The sequence below is a fragment of the Streptomyces sp. NPDC003247 genome, from assembly GCF_042888135.1.
Lineage (GTDB): Bacteria > Actinomycetota > Actinomycetes > Streptomycetales > Streptomycetaceae > Streptomyces.
On record NZ_JBIAPF010000018.1, the window covers coordinates 36,657 to 53,115 of the forward strand.

General features: G+C 74.6%; 8 protein-coding genes. 1 reads left to right on the forward strand and 7 read right to left on the reverse strand.

Features of this window, described 5'->3' with window-relative positions:
- Nucleotides 1-3: 3 nt before the first annotated feature.
- A complete protein-coding gene (locus ACFYWQ_RS39200) occupies nt 4-777 on the reverse strand; it encodes a hypothetical protein (protein ID WP_389524166.1) in 774 nt (257 codons plus the stop codon).
- Nucleotides 767-1,360, reverse strand: coding sequence for an RNA polymerase sigma factor (locus tag ACFYWQ_RS39205; RefSeq protein ID WP_389524169.1), 594 nt, complete (start codon nt 1,358-1,360; stop codon nt 767-769). Before ACFYWQ_RS39205 ends, ACFYWQ_RS39200 begins: the two co-directional genes overlap by 11 nt.
- Nucleotides 1,361-1,659: 299 nt before the next feature.
- Between ACFYWQ_RS39205 and ACFYWQ_RS39210 the strand changes: the two genes are divergently transcribed.
- Nucleotides 1,660-2,100, forward strand: coding sequence for a hypothetical protein (locus ACFYWQ_RS39210; RefSeq protein WP_389524171.1), 441 nt, complete (start codon nt 1,660-1,662; stop codon nt 2,098-2,100).
- Nucleotides 2,101-2,219: 119 nt separating this feature from the next.
- Here the strand turns inward: ACFYWQ_RS39210 and ACFYWQ_RS39215 are convergent, their stop codons facing one another.
- Genes ACFYWQ_RS39215 through ACFYWQ_RS39235 form a run of 5 tightly spaced genes read right to left on the reverse strand, consistent with a single transcriptional unit; the run spans nt 2,220 to nt 16,375 of the window.
- Nucleotides 2,220-3,488 (reverse strand): cytochrome P450, encoded by a 1,269-nt coding sequence (locus tag ACFYWQ_RS39215; protein WP_389524174.1) that lies wholly within the window; start codon nt 3,486-3,488, stop codon nt 2,220-2,222.
- Nucleotides 3,489-3,511: 23 nt separating this feature from the next.
- Nucleotides 3,512-4,816, reverse strand: a complete 1,305-nt coding sequence (locus ACFYWQ_RS39220) for an MFS transporter (protein WP_389524177.1) — start codon at nt 4,814-4,816, stop codon at nt 3,512-3,514.
- Complete coding sequence (locus ACFYWQ_RS39225) at nt 4,816-8,466, reverse strand: AMP-binding protein (RefSeq protein ID WP_389524180.1); 3,651 nt, start codon at nt 8,464-8,466, stop codon at nt 4,816-4,818. The genes ACFYWQ_RS39220 and ACFYWQ_RS39225 overlap by 1 nt, the downstream gene beginning before the upstream one ends.
- A 56-nt stretch (nt 8,467-8,522) precedes the next feature.
- Complete coding sequence (locus ACFYWQ_RS39230) at nt 8,523-10,295, reverse strand: acyl-CoA dehydrogenase family protein (protein WP_389524182.1); 1,773 nt, start codon at nt 10,293-10,295, stop codon at nt 8,523-8,525.
- 50 nt (nt 10,296-10,345) lie between these two features.
- On the reverse strand, nt 10,346-16,375 hold the full coding sequence (locus ACFYWQ_RS39235) for a beta-ketoacyl synthase N-terminal-like domain-containing protein (protein ID WP_389524185.1): 6,030 nt from the start codon (nt 16,373-16,375) through the stop codon (nt 10,346-10,348).
- Between the last annotated feature and the right edge of the window lie 84 nt (nt 16,376-16,459).

Consider the following 16,459-nt stretch of genomic DNA (forward strand, 5'->3'; position numbering starts at 1 on the left):
ATCTCACGCGCTGGGGCCGGTCTCGAAGGGGCCGGTGGCGAGGACGGTGCCGTCGGGGGTGGTCAGACGGGTGCCGGAGAGCGCCGCGGGGTCGACCGTGGCCGCCGCGCCCCAGTCACCACGTCCGTTGCTCAGGGAGAACGTGCCCACGCGGATCATGGTGCCGTCCGAGCGCTCCAGGAGGCAGACGACCTTGCCGCTGTACGGCGTGCCGGCGGCGGCGAGGTCGACGGCCATGTAGATCCAACCCGGTTTCCCCGGGTCTCCGGGGTGGGCGTAGACGTCACCGACCGACGGCCCGAGGCCCGAGGCCGAGGTCAGCTCTCCCTCCATCAAGGGCGTCTCGGTCTCCACGGCAGGGGTGTTCGAGGCCGTGACACTCTCGATGGCGGTGCCGACCGCCCAGCCGACGAATCCGAACATAAGGGCGAACAGGGCCGCGGCGGATGCGACCCGCAGCCGGACACGGCGTGCGCGGCTGCGGACCGCCTTGTACGCGAGGCCGGACGCCCGTGTGTGGGGGTCCCCCTCGTGCGCCGTCGCGTCCTGGGGCAGTCTGCGCGCCACCCGGGTCTCGAACCCGAGCGGCGGCTCGCCGCCCGGCACCAGCCCGACCAGTCCGTCGCCCACCAGGGTCATGTGCTCGATGTACTCCCGGCAGGCCGCGCACCGGTCCAGATGGGCGACCGCCGCCGCCCGCTCACGGCCGGGCAGCACGCCCAGTGCCATCTCGGCGCCGATCTCGCGCAGCGCCTCGCAGGTCACGTCACTGGCCATGATCCCCTCGATTCGGAGAGGCGAGCGTGTTGCGCAGCTTGCCCATCGCTGTCCTGATCCGCGTCTTCGCGGTGCCCAACGGGATCCTCTCCCGGTCGGCGATCTGCTGGGCCGTCATTCCGTAGATGCCCGCCATCACCAGGGCACGTCCCTGCTCCCGCGGCAGCTGCGCCACGGCGTCCCGCAGCCGGGACGAGGCCTCGTCGGCCAGCGCCCACTGCTCGGGGGTGTCGGTCACGGCATCGAGGAGGGCGTCGAGGTCCTCGGGTGCCACCGGCTCCGTCCGCCGCGCGCGGACGGCGTCGATGGCGAGATTGTGCGCGATGGTCGTCAGCCAGGTCGTCACCGACCCGCGACGCGCGTCGTAGATCTGCGCATGACGCCATGCACGCTCGAACGTCTGCTGGGCGATGTCCTCGGCGAGTTCCCGGTCTCCGGTCACGGCGACGGCGACACCGAAGACCGCGCGCTGGAACCTCCGTACGAAGATGACCGCCAGCTCCGGATCACCGGTGGCCAGCCCGGACAGCAGCGCCTCGTCGGGGAGACGGTCGGCGGGAAACCGGAAGCTCGGCACACCCATATATACGGTCCGCCCCCGCCAGGGGATTGCCCGGCCGCTTCGGAAGATCACATTCCCATTCTGCGCCGACTTCCCCGGCCGCGCTCAGGCCGCCGGATCGGTTCGGCTCTCCGGCCCGGATCCGCGAGGCCGCGGACGCCGACGGCAACCGGGTACAGGCCGTCCCGGACAAGCCTCCGACCAGGCCGGACAACCGTCCGCTGTCCGGGACAGCCGACAGCCCTTGTCCCGCCCCAACCGTCTCAACGACCTTGGTGCTGCCCGATCGGGCACACCACCCAACTCTTCCGGAGACTCTCATGCGTTCATGGACCCGTGGCGTGGTCACGGCGGGCATCACCGCCGTCAGCGCCCTCGGCATCTTCGTGTCCCAGGCGACGGCGGTGACGCCCGTCGGCTCGTGGAAGGGGAACACCTACAGCGCCTCCGACATCGCCGGCTCGCACGCATGGGGTGACTCGTACGTGAGCGGCAGCCGCGTCTACGTGACGGGGCAGGTCAGGGACACCCTGTCGGACGGTCACGGCGCATGCCTGAACATCCGCGCCTGGTACAGCGACAGCGTCATCCCGCGCGACGAGTTCGTGGCCGACACCGACGGCAACAACTCCAGCTACACGCCCTTCACCTTCACCTTCGACGCCGGCACCGTCGAGTACGTCGACATCCAGGAATGCCTCACCGAATCGGGCGACGTCTGGGACGAGGCGCCCGGCTGGCAGGCCATCGTCTCGCCGTAGCGGCTTCGGCCTCCGGCTCACCGACCGGATGACGGGCTCGGTCGGTGAGCGGAACGCGGGAGGTCCGTCCGGGAAGCGACGGCTCCCGGACAGGGCTCCCGCGTTCCGGCCGTCTTCGCTCAGTCGACCCGCAACGGGATCGCGCGCAGGCCGCGCACCGAACCCGGCCGGCGCTCCAGCTCCGCCACCGGGACGGCCGGCCGCAGACGGGGGTAGCGGCGCAGCGCGGTGGCTATCACGATCTCCACCTCCAGGGAGGCCAGGCGTGCCCCCACGCAGTAGTGCAGTCCGTGGCCGAAGCCCAGCGAACGCGCCGTGAACGACCGTCCGATGTCGAACGTCGCCGGGTCCGGCCAGTGCTCGGGGTCGCGGTTGGCGGAGGCGGTGCTGACGACGACGTAGGAGCCCTTGGGGATGGTCGTGCCACCGATCTCGACGTCTTCCAGGGCGTAGCGGCTCAGTCCCGGCGTGACCGGACCGTCATACCGCATGGTCTCCTCGATCACGGCCGGGATCAGGCCGAAGTCGGCCCGTACGGCGGCGAGTTGGTCGGGGTGCTGCAACAGCGCGACCAGGGCGTTGCCGATCAGCTGCGCGGAGGGCTCGTAGCCGCCGAAGAGGACGATCCCGATCATGCTGACGAGTTCGTCCTCCGTCAGGCCTTCGCCGTCCGTCCCGGCGGTGACGAGGTCGCTGATGAGGTCGGCCCGCGGTGCGACACGGCGGGCGTCGATCAGTTCGCGTACGTAGGCGTCGAAGGCGTCCAGGGCCGCGACGACGCGCAGGGCGGCCTCGTCGTCGGCGATATGGCCGCCGACCACGGAGGCGGCGGTGCGGAAGAGCCCGGTGTCGGTGGCCGGGACGCCCAGCAGCTCGCAGATCACCGTGATGGGGAGCCGGTTCGCCACCGTTTCGACCAGGTCGAACTCGGGCACGTCCCCCAGCGCGTCGAACAGTTCGTCCGTGCTCTGCTGGATGCGGTCGCGCAGTCCCTCGATGCGCTTCGCGCTGAACCCCCGGACGATGAGCTTGCGCAGGCGGTCGTGGTCCGGCGGGTCGAGGTTGGCCATCGCGCGGCCGAGGAGCTGGGTGGTGCGCAGGCTGACCTGGGCGCGCGGTGGCAGCGGCTCGGGCGGCAGGCTCTGCTGGAGACCGCGCCCGAGCTCGTTGCTCAGCCGGAGGTCCTCGAGGGCCTGGATCACGTCGTCGTGGCGGGTGACGAGCCAGCGTTCGGCGCCGTTGGGCAGCGTGACCAGGTGCACCGGGCCTTCGGTGCGCAGCCGGTCGAGGGCGGGGAAGGGGTCCTGGACGAAGTCGGGCCCGAGGGCGTGGTCGGTGGCGGGGGCGCCTGCCAGATGCGGGCAGCAGCGCTGTGCGAGCGAGGTCATCGGCGTCCTTCGTTTCTCGTCCGTCATGCGTCCGGTGAGTCGGGGCGTGGAGGCCGTCGGTCAGGGTCGGGGCGGGGTGGTACGGGAACGGGCGGGCCGGTTTCGTGAGGGGTTTCCGCCGCTGTCCCGCGACGGGGCCGGCGGGCGCCGAGGACGAAGCACGCGGCGGCCAGGACCTGGCACAGGGTCAGCAGGGCGAACACGGTGTGCAGCGGCAGGCTCTCCGCCGCCGCTCCGCTGGTGACCAGGCCGACGCTTCCGCCGGTCAGCCCGAAGGCGGCGATCAGGGTGAGCGCCGTCGACCGCAGCGGGGCCGGGATGCGCGCGGTGCGCACGGCCGCGATGGGGCCGTTGGACAGGCCGTTGAGCAGCCCTGCGGTGAACAGGACGGCGGCGAGTCCGGGCGCGTTCAGCGGCAGCAGCAGGGCGAAGAAGGCCGCGGTCTGGCCGATCCTGCCGAGGACCGACAGCCGGGTCGGGGAGAGGCGTCGCAGTGCCCGTCCGACGAGCAGGGTGCCGCTGAGCGCTCCGCCGCCGAAGGCGCCGAGCAGCAGACCGGCCAGGGTGGCCGAGCCGCCGTACTGCTCGCGGGCGAGGACCGGCAGCAGGACGAACAGGGCCTGCCACGCCGTTTCGGTCAGGACCTGTCCGATGGTCCAGCAGCTCAGCAGCCGGTCGCGGCGCAGCACGTGCACCGCGGCCCCGGTGTTCCGGCGGGCGGTGGGGACCGGCGGGGCGAGGCCGCGCGGGATGCGGAGACCGAGGATCAGCGCGGAGGCCAGATAGGTCCCGGCGTCCAGGAGCAGGACGGTCGGCGCACCGAGCCAGCTCACGAGCAGTCCGGAGACGGGCGGGCCGATCAGGACGGCGAGGCGGGTCGCGCCCTGGAGGTCGGCGTTGGCCTGGCTGAGCAGTTTCTCGTCCTCGCCGGCGAGGAACGGCAGCAGCGCCTGCTGACTCGCGGTGTAGGGGGCGAAGAAGGAGCCGATGGCGAAGAGCAGGAGCATGATCACCGGCAGCGGCAGCAGACCGGCCTGGTGCAGCAGCGGCACCAGCGCCACCAGCAGGGCACGGCTGTGGTCGGACGCCACCAGCACACGGCGGGGGCCGAGGCGTCCGCTCAGCGGGGCCCCCAGTACGCCGAAGAGGGCGACGGCGATCATCTGGGCCGCCATCACCACCCCCATGTCCGCCGCCGAACCCGTGCTCTCCAGGACGAACCAGGGCATGGCCACGGCGCTGAGCTGCGAGCCGCTCATGGAGAGCACTTCGGCGGCCAGCACCGTGCGCAGCACGCGGCGCGACGCGTCGCCGGGCGGTGGAGACATCAGCCGTCACTCCCCCGGACGCCTGCCCGGCCGCGCGGGCCCCGGTTCGCCATCGCCCGGCGAGCCCGCGCCGCGCGGTCGCGGAGCCCGTCGGCGGGTGCGGCGGGCTGTGCTTCGGACGCCGTGAGGAACCGCGCCAGGGCGGCGACCGTGGTGTGCTCGTAGAGCGCGGTCAGCGTCAGGGCGGTGAACCCGCGCCCGGTGAGCGACGTGTGCAGCCGGGTGAGCAGGAGGGAGTTGCCTCCCAGGTCGAAGAAGTTGTCGTGCACGCCGATCTCGTCGCGGCCCAGGACGTCGGCCCAGGCGGCTGTGATCCGCCGTTCCGTGTCGTCGCGCGGGGCGGTCCGCTCGGCGGCCACCGGCAGGTCCTCGCGGCGCGGCCGCGGCAGCCGCGCGGTGTCGACCTTCCCGCTGGCGTTCAGGGGCAGCCGGTCCAGCCATACGTACGCCTCGGGGACCGAGGGGGCGGGCAGCCGGGACCGCAGGTCGTCCAGCAGTTCGGTGCGGTCGGGCCGCTGCGCCGCCGGTGACGCGGCGACGAGGTAGGCCACCAGGCCGGGCGTGCGGCCCGGGTCGCCGTGCACGAGGGCGGAGGACACCGCGGGGTGCCGCAGCAGCGCCGCCTCGATCTCGCCCGGTTCGATCCGGTGTCCCCGGATCTTCAGCTGCCGGTCCGCCCGGCCCAGGTACTCGACGGTGCCGTCCAACAGCCACCGGCCTCGGTCCCCGGTGCGGTAGACCGGGCCGGCGCGGCCGTGGAAGCGCTCCGCCGTCAGCTCCGGCCGCCGCCAGTAGCCGGCCGCGACGCCCGCGCCCTGCAGGAAGATCTCGCCGGGCACTCCGGCGGGGCAGCGCTGCCCCGCCGGGTCCAGGATCTCGGCCCGGGTTCCGGCGATGGGCCGTCCGATGGTGTTCACCGGCCCGGTGGCACCGCCGGAGAGGTCGTGGGTGAGCGCGATCACGGTCGACTCGGTGGGACCGTAGGCGTTGCGTATGCGGTACGGAGTGCCGGCGGGCGGCGTCCTCGTCAGGGCGGCGGCGCCGACGAGCAGCTGGCGGAGCCGCGGCAGTGCCGCCCCGGACGCCCACAGTGCTTCCGCGAGCGGTGTGGCGAGCAGGACGACGGAGATCCGCCGCCGGGTGAGCCAGTCCGCGAGGTCGTCGGCGGCCGGTGCTCCCTCGTGGGGGACGACGCAGCCGCCGGAGGCGAGGGCGGACCACACGTCCCACTGGGTGGCGTCGAAGGCGACTCCCAGGAGCTGCCCGGTCCGGTCTCCGGGTCCCAGGCCGAACGACTCCCGTCCCCAGGAGGCGAGCTGGGCCAGGCCGCGGTGGCGGACGACGACGCCCTTCGGCCTGCCCGTCGTGCCGGAGGTGTAGACGATGTACGCCGCCGCCTGCGGCGAGGCCAGGTGCGGGCCGACGGCGTCCGGCCCCGTCGCCGGCCGGTCCTGCCCCGGCCGGCCGCCGACGGCATCCGACACGACGTCCTGGACCGGCCGGCCGTCCACGGCATCCGACACGACGTCCGGGACCGCCCGGCCTTGCACGGCACCCGGCACGACGTCCGGGACCGCCCGGCCGTCCACGGCACCCGGCACGTCCAGGACCGGGCAGCCGTCCACGACACCCGGCACGTCCGGGACCGCCCGGCCGTCCACCGCACCCGGCACGTCCAGGACCGGGCAGCCGTCCACGGCACCCGGCACGTCCGGGACCGCCCGGCCGTCCACCGCACCCGGCACGTCCAGGACCGCCCGGCCATCCACCGCACCCGGCACATCCAGGACCGCCCGGCCATCCACCGCACCCGGCACATCCAGGACCGGGAGACCGGCCGCGGCGGGGTGCGCGGCGCCGGAGGGGCCGTCGGCGATCACCGCGCAGGCGCCCAGGTCGTCGAGCAGCTCGCCCACCCGGGCCGCCGGGACGTCCGGGTCGAGAGGGCAGAAGGCGGCGCCCGCGTACCAGGCGGCGAGCATCGCGACGACCAGGTCCTCGCCCCGGCGCAGGAGCACGGCCACCACCGGGTCGTCGGCCGGGCACAGCGGCCGCAGGCGCGCGGCGAGGGCCAGGGCGCGCCGGTGCAGTCCGGCGTAGGTGAGGACGCCTCGCGCGGTGTCCACGGCCGGGGCGTCGGGCGTCCGCCGGACCCATCGGCCGAGCAGTTCCGGGACGGTGGTCGCCGGGCCGGCCTCGCCGCCGTTCTCCCAGGCGTCCAGGCGGGCGAGCTCCGCGGCGTCGTCCGCCACGAGGTCGAGGGTGTCGAGGCGGCTGCCGAGGGTCTCCGGGAGCCGGGCCAGCAGTCGCCCGTACAGCGCCGCCAGCTGGGCGACGTCGGCCCGGTGGGCGTGGTCGCCGCGGTAGGAGAAGGCCGCTTCGAAGGTGTCGCCGGAGAGCGTCAGCACCACGGTCAGTCCGAACTTGGCCCGGTAGTCGGCGTCCTGCGAGGACAGCGGCAGTCTGACCAGCGTGCTCCCGCCCAGCCGGGGCGGCTCGGCGGGGACGGTCTCCAGGCTCAGGGTCACGTCGGCGTACGGGATGCGGCCGGAGCGGCGCGGTGGGTTCAGTCGCTCCACCACCTTCTCGAAGGGGACGCCGCTGTGTTGGTACGCGTCGAGGACCTCACCGCGCAGGCTGACGAGCAGGTCTCGCAGCGTCGCGTCGGCGGCGGGGCGCGAGCGCAGCACCACCGTGTTGAGGCACGGCCCGATCAGCCCCGCGAAGCGCGGGTCGTCGCGCTGCGCGAGCGGGGCGCCGAAGACGACGTCGTCCCGGCCGGTCCAGCGGTGCAGGACGGCGGCCAGGGCCGTCGCCGCGAGCTGGTACAGGGTGCAGACCTGGTCCTGCTGGACGCGGCGCAGCCGGGCGGCCAGGCCCGCGGGGAGGGGAACGGTCACGGTGCCGTTGCCCTCGGGGTCCGGCCCGGAGGGCGAGAGGTCCAGGTGGGCGGGCGCCCCGGCGAGGTGGTCGGTCCAGTACGCCAGCTCGGCGGCCCGCTGCCCGGTGTCGCCGCCGTCCTGCGCGGCGACGAAGTCCCGGTACTGTGCGTGTCCGCCGCGCGGACCGGCCACCGCCGGGAGGGGGCGGTGGCCGGGCTTCGGGCCGCCGCCGGACGCCTGCGCGTAGCAGTCGGCCAGCTCCCGCAGGAAGATCTGGGCGGACTCGCCGTCCCACACCAGGTGGTGCAGGCGGACGAAGAGCACCTGTCCGTCGGGGCCGCCCGTCTCCAGCAGCGCGGCGGTCAGCAGCCGGCCCGACGCCGGGTCGAACGGTTCGTCGGCGGCCCGGCCGAGCCACGCGTGCAGCGCGTCCTGCGGGGCGCCGTCCCCGCGCAGGTCGACCCGGTCCACCCGGGGGCTCCAGGGCCCGCCGATCCGCTGCCGCAGGGTGCCGTCCCGCTCCTCGAACCGGGTGCGCAGGATCTCGAACCGTGCCACCAGCAGCGCGAGGGCACGGCGCAGGGTGTCGGCGTCGAGCGGCGGGCCGGTCACCCGCCAGGCCAGCGGCACGTTGTACGTGGCGGCGGCGTCCATCCGTTCCGCGAGCCAGATCCGCTGCTGGAACGCCGAGGCCGGGACCACCACCTCCTCGTCCGGCTCCGGGGCGCCGGACGGGCGGCCCTGGGTGGTGCGGTCGGGGACCGTCATGGCAACTGCTCCTTCGTCGAGTAGGTGTCAGCACGGCGGGTGACGCCGCTCCCTCGTCAGACCAGGTCCTCGGAGAGCGGGTGGGGCCCGGTGGCGGTGAGCCAGCTCGTGCTCTGCCCGGCGTAGTCGGCGCTGTCGTCGTCGGAGGCGGCGTCCCGCAGCCGCCGCAGGTGCCCGGCCACACGGTGCCGGGCCGCCTCGCAGTACAGGTCGGCCAGGCGCTGGCCGTCCTCGGCCGCCGGCGCGGCGGTCCGGGTCAGGCCGGAGGCGCGCGCCAGGACGACGGCCATGGTGAAGAGTTCGGCGGAGATCCGGGAGAGCAGGACCAGCACGCGCTGGCGGGCGGCGAGCGCGGACCGGTCCGGATGGCGGCGGGCCAGCTCCCGGCAGGTCAGCCCGAACCGGTGGGTCTCCTCGACGACCGCCGCGAGATGGGCGCGGTTGCGGTCGGTCAGGTCGGCGTCCAGGAGGCCCGCGTCCGGGGCGGCCGGGGCCTCGGGTTCGTCGGGCTCGGGGTAGTAGTACGACAGGATGTTGCGGCCCGCGAGCCAGTAGTCGATCATGAAGTCGACGCCGCCGGAGATCCGCATGTTGCGCACGTCGCGGACGGCCTGCTCCACCGGCAGCGCCGGTGCCCCGCGGCGCTTCTTGCTCGCCGCCGTCTCGTAGCCCTCCGCCGCCGTGAGGGAGAGGGTCCGGTCGGCCACGCGGCCGGCGACGACGGAGGCGATGTTCTTCGCGACGTTCTGTTCGAAGGCCGTGTTGCGTCCCAGGTCCTGGTCCTCGTTGAGCAGGGCGGCGCGGGCGACGCTCTCCACGGCGAAGGTCTCCGCGAGCGAGTCGGCGAGCCTGCGCCGGATCTCCTCGTACTCCCCGAGCGGGCGCCCGTCCACCACTCGGCGGTTGACGAACTCCCGGGACCACCGGCAGCACAGCTTCGCCACGGCCAGCGACGGCGCGACGATCATGTGCAGCCGGCCCCGGGTGACGAGCCGTGAGACGGCGGGGGTCAGGCGGGCCTGCCCGTTCCCCTCCTCCAGGAGCTGGTGCGAGGCGGGCACCCGGACCTTGTCCAAGGTGATCCAGCCGTTGGGGAAGCCGTGGATGCCGGAGAACTCGTGCCACGGCCCGCGCGAGAAGCCCGGGGTGTCGGCCTCCACGAAGAAGACCTGGTTGGTGGCGGTGCCGTTCTCCCGGACGGTCGCGGTCACGCTGAACAGCGTGCCGAGGGGCGCGTGCCCCACGAAGACCTTGTGGCCGTCGAGGACGTACGCCGCACCGCCGTCGACCGGCACGGCGGTGGTGGCCCGGTGCTGGTTGGCGGCGCCGCCGGGTTCGGTGTCCGCGGTGCCGGACAGGCCGCCGAGCTTCTGGTGCCGGTGCAGCAGGTCCTTCAGCGGCCCGTCCGGCACCACCGGCCAGAAGGCGGGTGCGCCGACCGAGTTCTCGATGCCCATCACGAGGGCGACCGGGAAGCAGTGGCTCGCGGCGGCCTGCACCACCCGGAACACGTTGAAGTGCGACAGGCCCAGGCCGCCGAGCGACGGGTCGAGTTGCAGGCTCAGGTAGCCCCGGGACCGCAGCAGCGGGTACAGGCTCTCGGGCAGCCGCCGCGACGCCTCCACCTCGGCCGGGTCGACGTGTTCGCGCAGGAAGGCCCCCAGTCCGGCGACGGCCCGGTCCCCGGCCGCGCGGTCGGCCGGGTCCTGCTCGGCGAAGGGGTGGACCAGGTCCCAGCGGAAGCGGCCCTGGTACAGCTCCTCCAGGAAGCTGGGGCGGTCGGGGTCGGAGGAGAAGTTGCGTGGCTGGGCAGGACGTCGTTGCACCATGGGCAAGCCAATCGGGGTGGGGGGAGTGCGTCAGCGGCGGTCGGAGTGCGTCAGCGGCGGTCGGGGTCCGCCGGCGTCGCCAGGGCCTGGTCGATCGCGGCGGCGAGCGCGGGTACGTGCCGGCTGCCCAGGATGCTGTGGTGGTCGCCCGGCAGGGGGCGCACGGTCACCCCGGCGCCGTACAGCGGGGCGATGCGCCGGCCGAGCTTGGTACGCCGGTCCTGGTCGGTGCCGGCCTTGAGCAGCAGCATCGGTGCGCGGACCGGCCGGGGGCGGTGCCGCAGCAGGGCGCTGATGCTGGTGTTGTGCAGCCGTACGTAGTCCGGCACACCGGCGGTGAGGCGCAGCCCGGCCAGCTCCCGCACCCGGGCCGGCTCGCCCTCGGGCCGTTCCGGCACCGGGCGCCGGGAGCGGGCGCCGCGGAAGCGGGCCTCCCACTGGAGGTGCAGGCTGGGCACCAGCCAGTGCGGCAGGGCGCCGACCGGCAGGCCACCGGTGGCGGGCAGGAAGCCGTCGATGCCCACGACAAGCTCCACCGACTCCCCCATCGTCTCCAGCAGACGGGTCATCTCGTGGGCGACCATCGCTCCGTACGACCAGCCGCCCAGCAGGTACGGCCCGTTGCGCTGGACCTGCCGCAACACGGTGACGTGGTGCGCGGCGATGTCCTCGAGGCGGGCCAGCGGACGGCGGTGGTCGTTGAGGCCGGGCGCGTCCAGGCCGTAGACCGGCCGGCTGCCGTCGAGATGCTCGGCGAGCAGCCGGTAGCAGAGGGCGCTGCCCGTGGCCGGTGCCGCCAGGAACAGCGGGCGGCCCGAGTCGGCCGCGCGGAGCAGGGTGAGGTGGTCGGGCAGGTGGGCGGGCGTGGGGTCGGGAAGCGGCGCCGGTGCCGTGGCGTCGGGGGCGCGGGTCTGCTCCACGGCGGGGACGAGTTGCCGGACGGTACCGACCAGGGCGGCGAAGGTGAGGTCGTGCGGCAGTGACGTGACGGGCACGTGGTGTCCCAGACGGCTGGCGATCAGTCCGCTGAGCTGCACGAGCATCAGCGAGTCTCCGCCGAGCCCGTGGAAGTCGGCGTCGTCGCCCACCGCCGGGGTGCCCAGCACCTCGCACCACAGGGCGGCCAGGTCCGTCGCGAGGCCGTCCGCGCCGGCCGTGCCGGACGGTTCGGCCGGGGACGGTGTGGTCGGTGCGGCCGGCGTGACCTGCGTGGCCGGCTCCGGCGCCGCGGATCCGGCGTCCGGAACCGGGGCCGTCGGGTCCGCCTCGGGTGCGGGTGGGCCGTCCGGCAGTCGCAGGCGTCCGGGCGGCGGGTCCAGGGCGAGCAGACGCGCCAGCCGGCCGGGATCGACGCGGGGGACCTCCAGGTGCCCCCAGGTGTGGCTGTCCGACGCGGGATCCAGTCCGCGGCGCAGCCGCTCGCCCTGCCAGGAGTCGGGGTCCTCGGTCACCACCCAGGCGGGGGCGCGGCCGGGCTGCCGCTCGCGCACCTCCCGCCACCGGTCCGCGGAGTCCGGGCCGGTCCGGGGCAGGTAGAGCAACCCGCCGTCGCTCGGCGGCTGTCGGGGTCCGGGGCCGGCCGCGAACACCACCACGTGGTCACTGGCGAGACTGGCGTCCACCGCCCGGACGTCGGTGAATCCGGCGTCGTCGATCGCCCGCAGCCAGGTGGGCGCGTCGAGGTGGATGGAGTCGGTGCGCAGTTCGTCCCCGAAGTCCCACCATCCCGGGGCCAGGCCCCACATGACATGGGACCAGCGGGCGATCTCCGTGACCTCGACCAGGCCCAGCCGGCCGCCGGGCCGCAGCAGCCCCGCGAGCCGTTTCAGCGCGGTGGGAACCGACTCGGCCACGTGGACGACGTTGTACCCGAGCACCAGGTCGTAGCTGCCCCGCACCAGTTGCTGGCCGACCGGGTCCGTTCCGATGTCGTAGGTGGAGAACCTCAGGTCGGTCAGACCGAGTTCGGCAGCGTGCGCCTCGGCACGCCGCACGATCAGCGGACTGACGTCGGTGATGTGGTACTCGATGCCCCGCCGGCCGGGCCACTCGGTCAGCAGGGGCCAGGTGAGCCGGCCGGCTCCCGCGCCGATCTCCAGGACGCGCAGCGTCCGGCCGGTCTCCTGGGCTCCGGCGGTCGCGGTGCGCACGACGTCGCGCAGGGCCTCCAGCGCGGCGGCGCAGTCGTCCAGCGGAATCCGGTTGTCGCGCAGGCAGTCGTCGAGGAACCCGGTGTCGGCGTCGGGGTAGAGGACCGATACGGGGGTGCGGCGACCGGCGAAGACGTCGGGGTAGGCGGCGGTGACATGGCGCAGCATCCGCTTCAGGCCCGGCAGGTCGTCCAGCTCGGACTCGACGGCCAGCGCGGCGGCCAGCGAGGAGGTGAGCGTGTCGGCGGCCTGCCAGTGGTCGCCGTCGCGTGACAGCCAGCCCTCCTGCTCCAGTACGCGCAGGCAGAAGTCGGTCAGGGCGGGCAGGCGCCGGTCCGGATCGACGCGGCGGCGCAGCTCCCGGTCCGTGATCCGCCGTCCGTCCGTGAGGCCGGTCATCGCCACGATCTGCTGCCCGGTCAGCCCGGCGCAGTACAGGTCCAGCGTCCGGCTCAGCTCGGTCCGCCGGGTGAGCGGCGTGGTCCGGCTGGTCCAGGCCACACCGTCCACGGCGGCGTGCACCGCAGCGGTGAGATCGGGCAGCGGCGCGGCCTCGACGTACTCCCGTACCGGCAGGCCGTGCTCGGCGAGATCGGCGGCCAGCGCGGCGGCGCGCGGGTGGCCGTCGCCGACCACGGTCCAGGACGGGGGTGCGCCGTCCGCCGTGGAGGCGGAGAGCTCTACGGGCCTCGGTCGGAGATCCCACCAGGTCCCGCCGCGCCAGGCGTGCGCGTCGGCCCCGGGGGCGGGCAGCCGGGTCGGTGCGGCGCCGTCACCGAGGTCGAGCAGGGCGACGGACCGTCCGGTCCGTAAGTGGTGCGCGGCCCAGGCGCCCCAGTCGGGGGCGGCGGCCGCCGGGGCGGCGGCCAGGACGTCGGTCAGCCCGCGGCCCGCGACGAACAGGGGGGCGCCGAGCCGCCCGGCGGTCTCGACCGCTTCGGCGAGCACCGGGGCGACGCCCGGCGCGTCCGGACCGGGCGGCGCTTCCCGCTCCGGCGGAACGGCGATCACCAGGGGGCGGCGCCCGGCCCGGACCGCGAAGTCACCGGCCGCCGCCGCGAGGGCACCGGGCCGCCAGGCGACCGCGGTGACCCCGTGACCGGACAGGGCCGCGCCGAGCCCGGCGGGGTCTCCGGCGAGCAGCACGTCGTAGGCGTCGGGACGGGCGGCACCGGCCTGCGTCCACACCGGGGCGACGGCCTGCTCGGTGCGGTACGGGGAGGACGGGGCCGTGACCGGCGCGGCCGCCGGCGGACGGGGCGGGGCCGGCACGGCGGTACGGGCCAGCGGATGGGGCGGCAGGGAGCAGATCCGTCCGGCGCGGACGGGCGCCAGGGACTCCCAGTCCACGCTCACCCCCTCCTCCCACAGCCGCGCGAGACCGGCGAGCAGGTTCCTGCGCTCATCGGCCGGGGAGCGGCCCAGGAGCGGGACGGCGACGAGGTCCGCCGACCGGCGGATCGCCTCCCGGGTCAGCGAGTCCCCGGGACCCAGCTCCACCAGGACCGGCGCGCCGCCCTCGGCGAGCGTGCGCATCCCGAGGTCCAGCCGGATGGTGCCCGTGAGCTGCCGGGCCCAGTAGTCGGGGTCCCGCGCCTGCCCGGGGGCCGTCCGCTCGCCGGTGAGTCCGGAGATCCACGCCTGGTGCGGCGTCTTCCCCGGCACGGTGGCCACGGCCTTCCGCAGTTCGTCGGCGGCGGTCGCCATCAGCGGGGAGTGGAAGGCGTGCGCGGTCGGCAGGAGCCGGGTCGCGGTGCCGGCGGCCTGCCGGTCGGCGGCGAGCGCCTCGATCCGTTCCGCCGGGCCGGACACGACGACGTAGCCGGACCCCACGGTGGCGAGCGACACGCTGTCGTCCAGCAGCGGCGTCACCTCGTCGAGCGGTGCTCGCACCACGAGCATCCGGCCGGAGGGCGCCCGGTGCATCGCGGTCGCGCGCGCATGGACGAGGTCCAGTGCGTCCTGCCGGTCCCAGCCACCGGCGACCGCGGCGGCCGCGTACTCGCCGACGCTGTGTCCCAGCGAGGACTCGGGGGTGACGCCCCAGGCGGACAGCTGCCGGGCCAGCGCGTAGCCGTACACGAACAGGCCGAGTTGCTGGTGGCGGGTGTCGAGGAACCAGTCGGGGGAGGTGCCGGGGTCCAGCGCCGGTGCCAGGTCGATGTCGTGGCGGGCGCGGAGGTGGGCCCGGCAGGTCTCGAAGACCTCGCGGAACACCGGGAGCAGTGCGTGGGCGGCCTGTCCGTGACCGGCTTGCAGGGCGCCCTGTCCGGGGAAGAGGAAGGCCACCCGGGGAGCTTCCGCGGCCCGGGCGGTCCGGTCGGTGTCCCGCAGCAGCGCGGCGGCCTCGGCGGCGTTCCGGGCGACGACCGACAGGCGGTACGGGAAGCGCCGGCGCGCGGCCAGGGTCCGTGCCGCGTCCGCCGGCCGGGGCGCGTCGGCCGCGCCGAACCGGTCGGCCAGCCGGGTGCGCAGCGTGTGCAGCGCCTCCGGGGTGGCGGCGGACAGGCAGAGTGCGTGTGCCCCGTCCGCCTCGGCCTGCTCGTCCGCCTCATCGGGATCGCCCGGCTCGGTGCGGGGCGGTTCCTCCAGGACGAGGTGGGCGTTGGTGCCGCCGATGCCGAAGGAGCTGACGCCGGCGAGCCGTGAACCGGCCTGCTCCCAGGGACGGTACTCGGTGCTGACCCGGAACGGTGACGCGTCGAGGTCCAGGGCCGGGTTGGGGCGGGAGAAGTGCGGGGTCGGGACGAAGACGCGGTGGTGCAGCATGAGCGAGGTCTTGATCAGGCCGGCGATGCCCGCCGCGGCGCCCGTGTGGCCGATGTTGGCCTTCACGGTGCCGAGCAGGCAGGGACCGGTCCGGGAGCCCTCGCTCTCGGCGGCGAACGCCGCGGTCAGCGCGGCCGCCTCGACCGGGTCCCCGACGGGGGTGCCGGTGCCGTGCGCCTCCACATAGCCGATCTCGTCGGAGGAGACGCCCGCCCGGGCCAGCGCCATCCTGATCACGTCCCGCTGCCCCGCCACCGAGGGCGCCGTGTAGCCGACCTTCTCCCGGCCGTCGTTGTTCACCGCCGATCCCCGGATCACGGCGACGATCCGGTCGCCGTTCTCCAGCGCGTCGGTGAGACGTTTCAGCACGACGACGCCCACCCCGCCGCTGTTGACGGTGCCGGAGGCGTCGGCATCGAAGGCGCGGCAGCGGCCGTCCGCGGAGAGGATCGACCCCTCCTGGTGGAGATGGCCGCCGACCTGCGGCAGGTGGAGCGCGGCGGCTCCGGCGAGAGCCACGTCGCACTCGTGGCCGAGCAGCGCCTGGCACGCCTGGTGGACCGCTACCAGCCCGGTCGAGCAGGCGGTCTGCACGGTGATCGCCGGGCCGCGCAGGTCGAGTTTGTACGCGGCCCGGGTGGCCAGGAAGTCCTTCTCGCGCCCGATCAGACGCTGAGTGGCCGTGGCGGTGTCGACGGAGCCGGCCGGCGGGGCGGGCGTGTGGTCACCGCCCGCGAACAGGCCGGTCCACGTCCCCGACCGGTCGGGGTCGATGCCCGCGTCGTCCAGGGCCTGTGCGGCGCACTCCAGGAAAACGCGGTGCTGCGGGTCCATCGTCGCCGCCTCGGCGGCGCTGTATCCGAAGAACTCCCGGTCGAACAGTTCACCGTCGGGCACCACTCCGCGCGCCGGAACGAACCTGGGATCCGTGACGAGCGCGGCGTCGAGTCCCGACGCGTCGAGTGCGGACCGATCGAAGTGGCTGATGCTGTCGATGCCCGCGCAAAGGTTTCTCCAGTACTCCTCGACGTTGTGAGCACCGGGGAATCGGCAACTCAACCCGACTACGGCGACAGAGTTTTCCTGCGTCATCGGATCTCCGTGAGCTGTGTGGCGTTCCTGTTCGTCACGCCCGCCCGCCGCAAAGACCTTGCGGCGCATTGCTTGTCACCCCGTTGCGTGGTCCAGCATCGCAAGAACCGAACCCGTGTCAACCCCAGGACGGCCTCGCTCGTGCGCTATTGC

Excerpts from the sequence above, each read along its gene's own strand:
- ACFYWQ_RS39200 (WP_389524166.1), bottom strand. The coding sequence starts at position 777 with ATGGCCAGTGACGTGACCTGCGAGGCGCTGCGCGAGATCGGCGCCGAG.
- ACFYWQ_RS39205 (WP_389524169.1), bottom strand. The coding sequence starts at position 1,360 with ATGGGTGTGCCGAGCTTCCGGTTTCCCGCCGACCGTCTCCCCGACGAG.
- ACFYWQ_RS39210 (WP_389524171.1), top strand. The coding sequence starts at position 1,660 with ATGCGTTCATGGACCCGTGGCGTGGTCACGGCGGGCATCACCGCCGTC.
- ACFYWQ_RS39215 (WP_389524174.1), bottom strand. The coding sequence starts at position 3,488 with ATGACCTCGCTCGCACAGCGCTGCTGCCCGCATCTGGCAGGCGCCCCC.
- ACFYWQ_RS39220 (WP_389524177.1), bottom strand. The coding sequence starts at position 4,816 with ATGTCTCCACCGCCCGGCGACGCGTCGCGCCGCGTGCTGCGCACGGTG.
- ACFYWQ_RS39225 (WP_389524180.1), bottom strand. The coding sequence starts at position 8,466 with ATGACGGTCCCCGACCGCACCACCCAGGGCCGCCCGTCCGGCGCCCCG.
- ACFYWQ_RS39230 (WP_389524182.1), bottom strand. The coding sequence starts at position 10,295 with ATGGTGCAACGACGTCCTGCCCAGCCACGCAACTTCTCCTCCGACCCC.
- ACFYWQ_RS39235 (WP_389524185.1), bottom strand. The coding sequence starts at position 16,375 with ATGCGCCGCAAGGTCTTTGCGGCGGGCGGGCGTGACGAACAGGAACGC.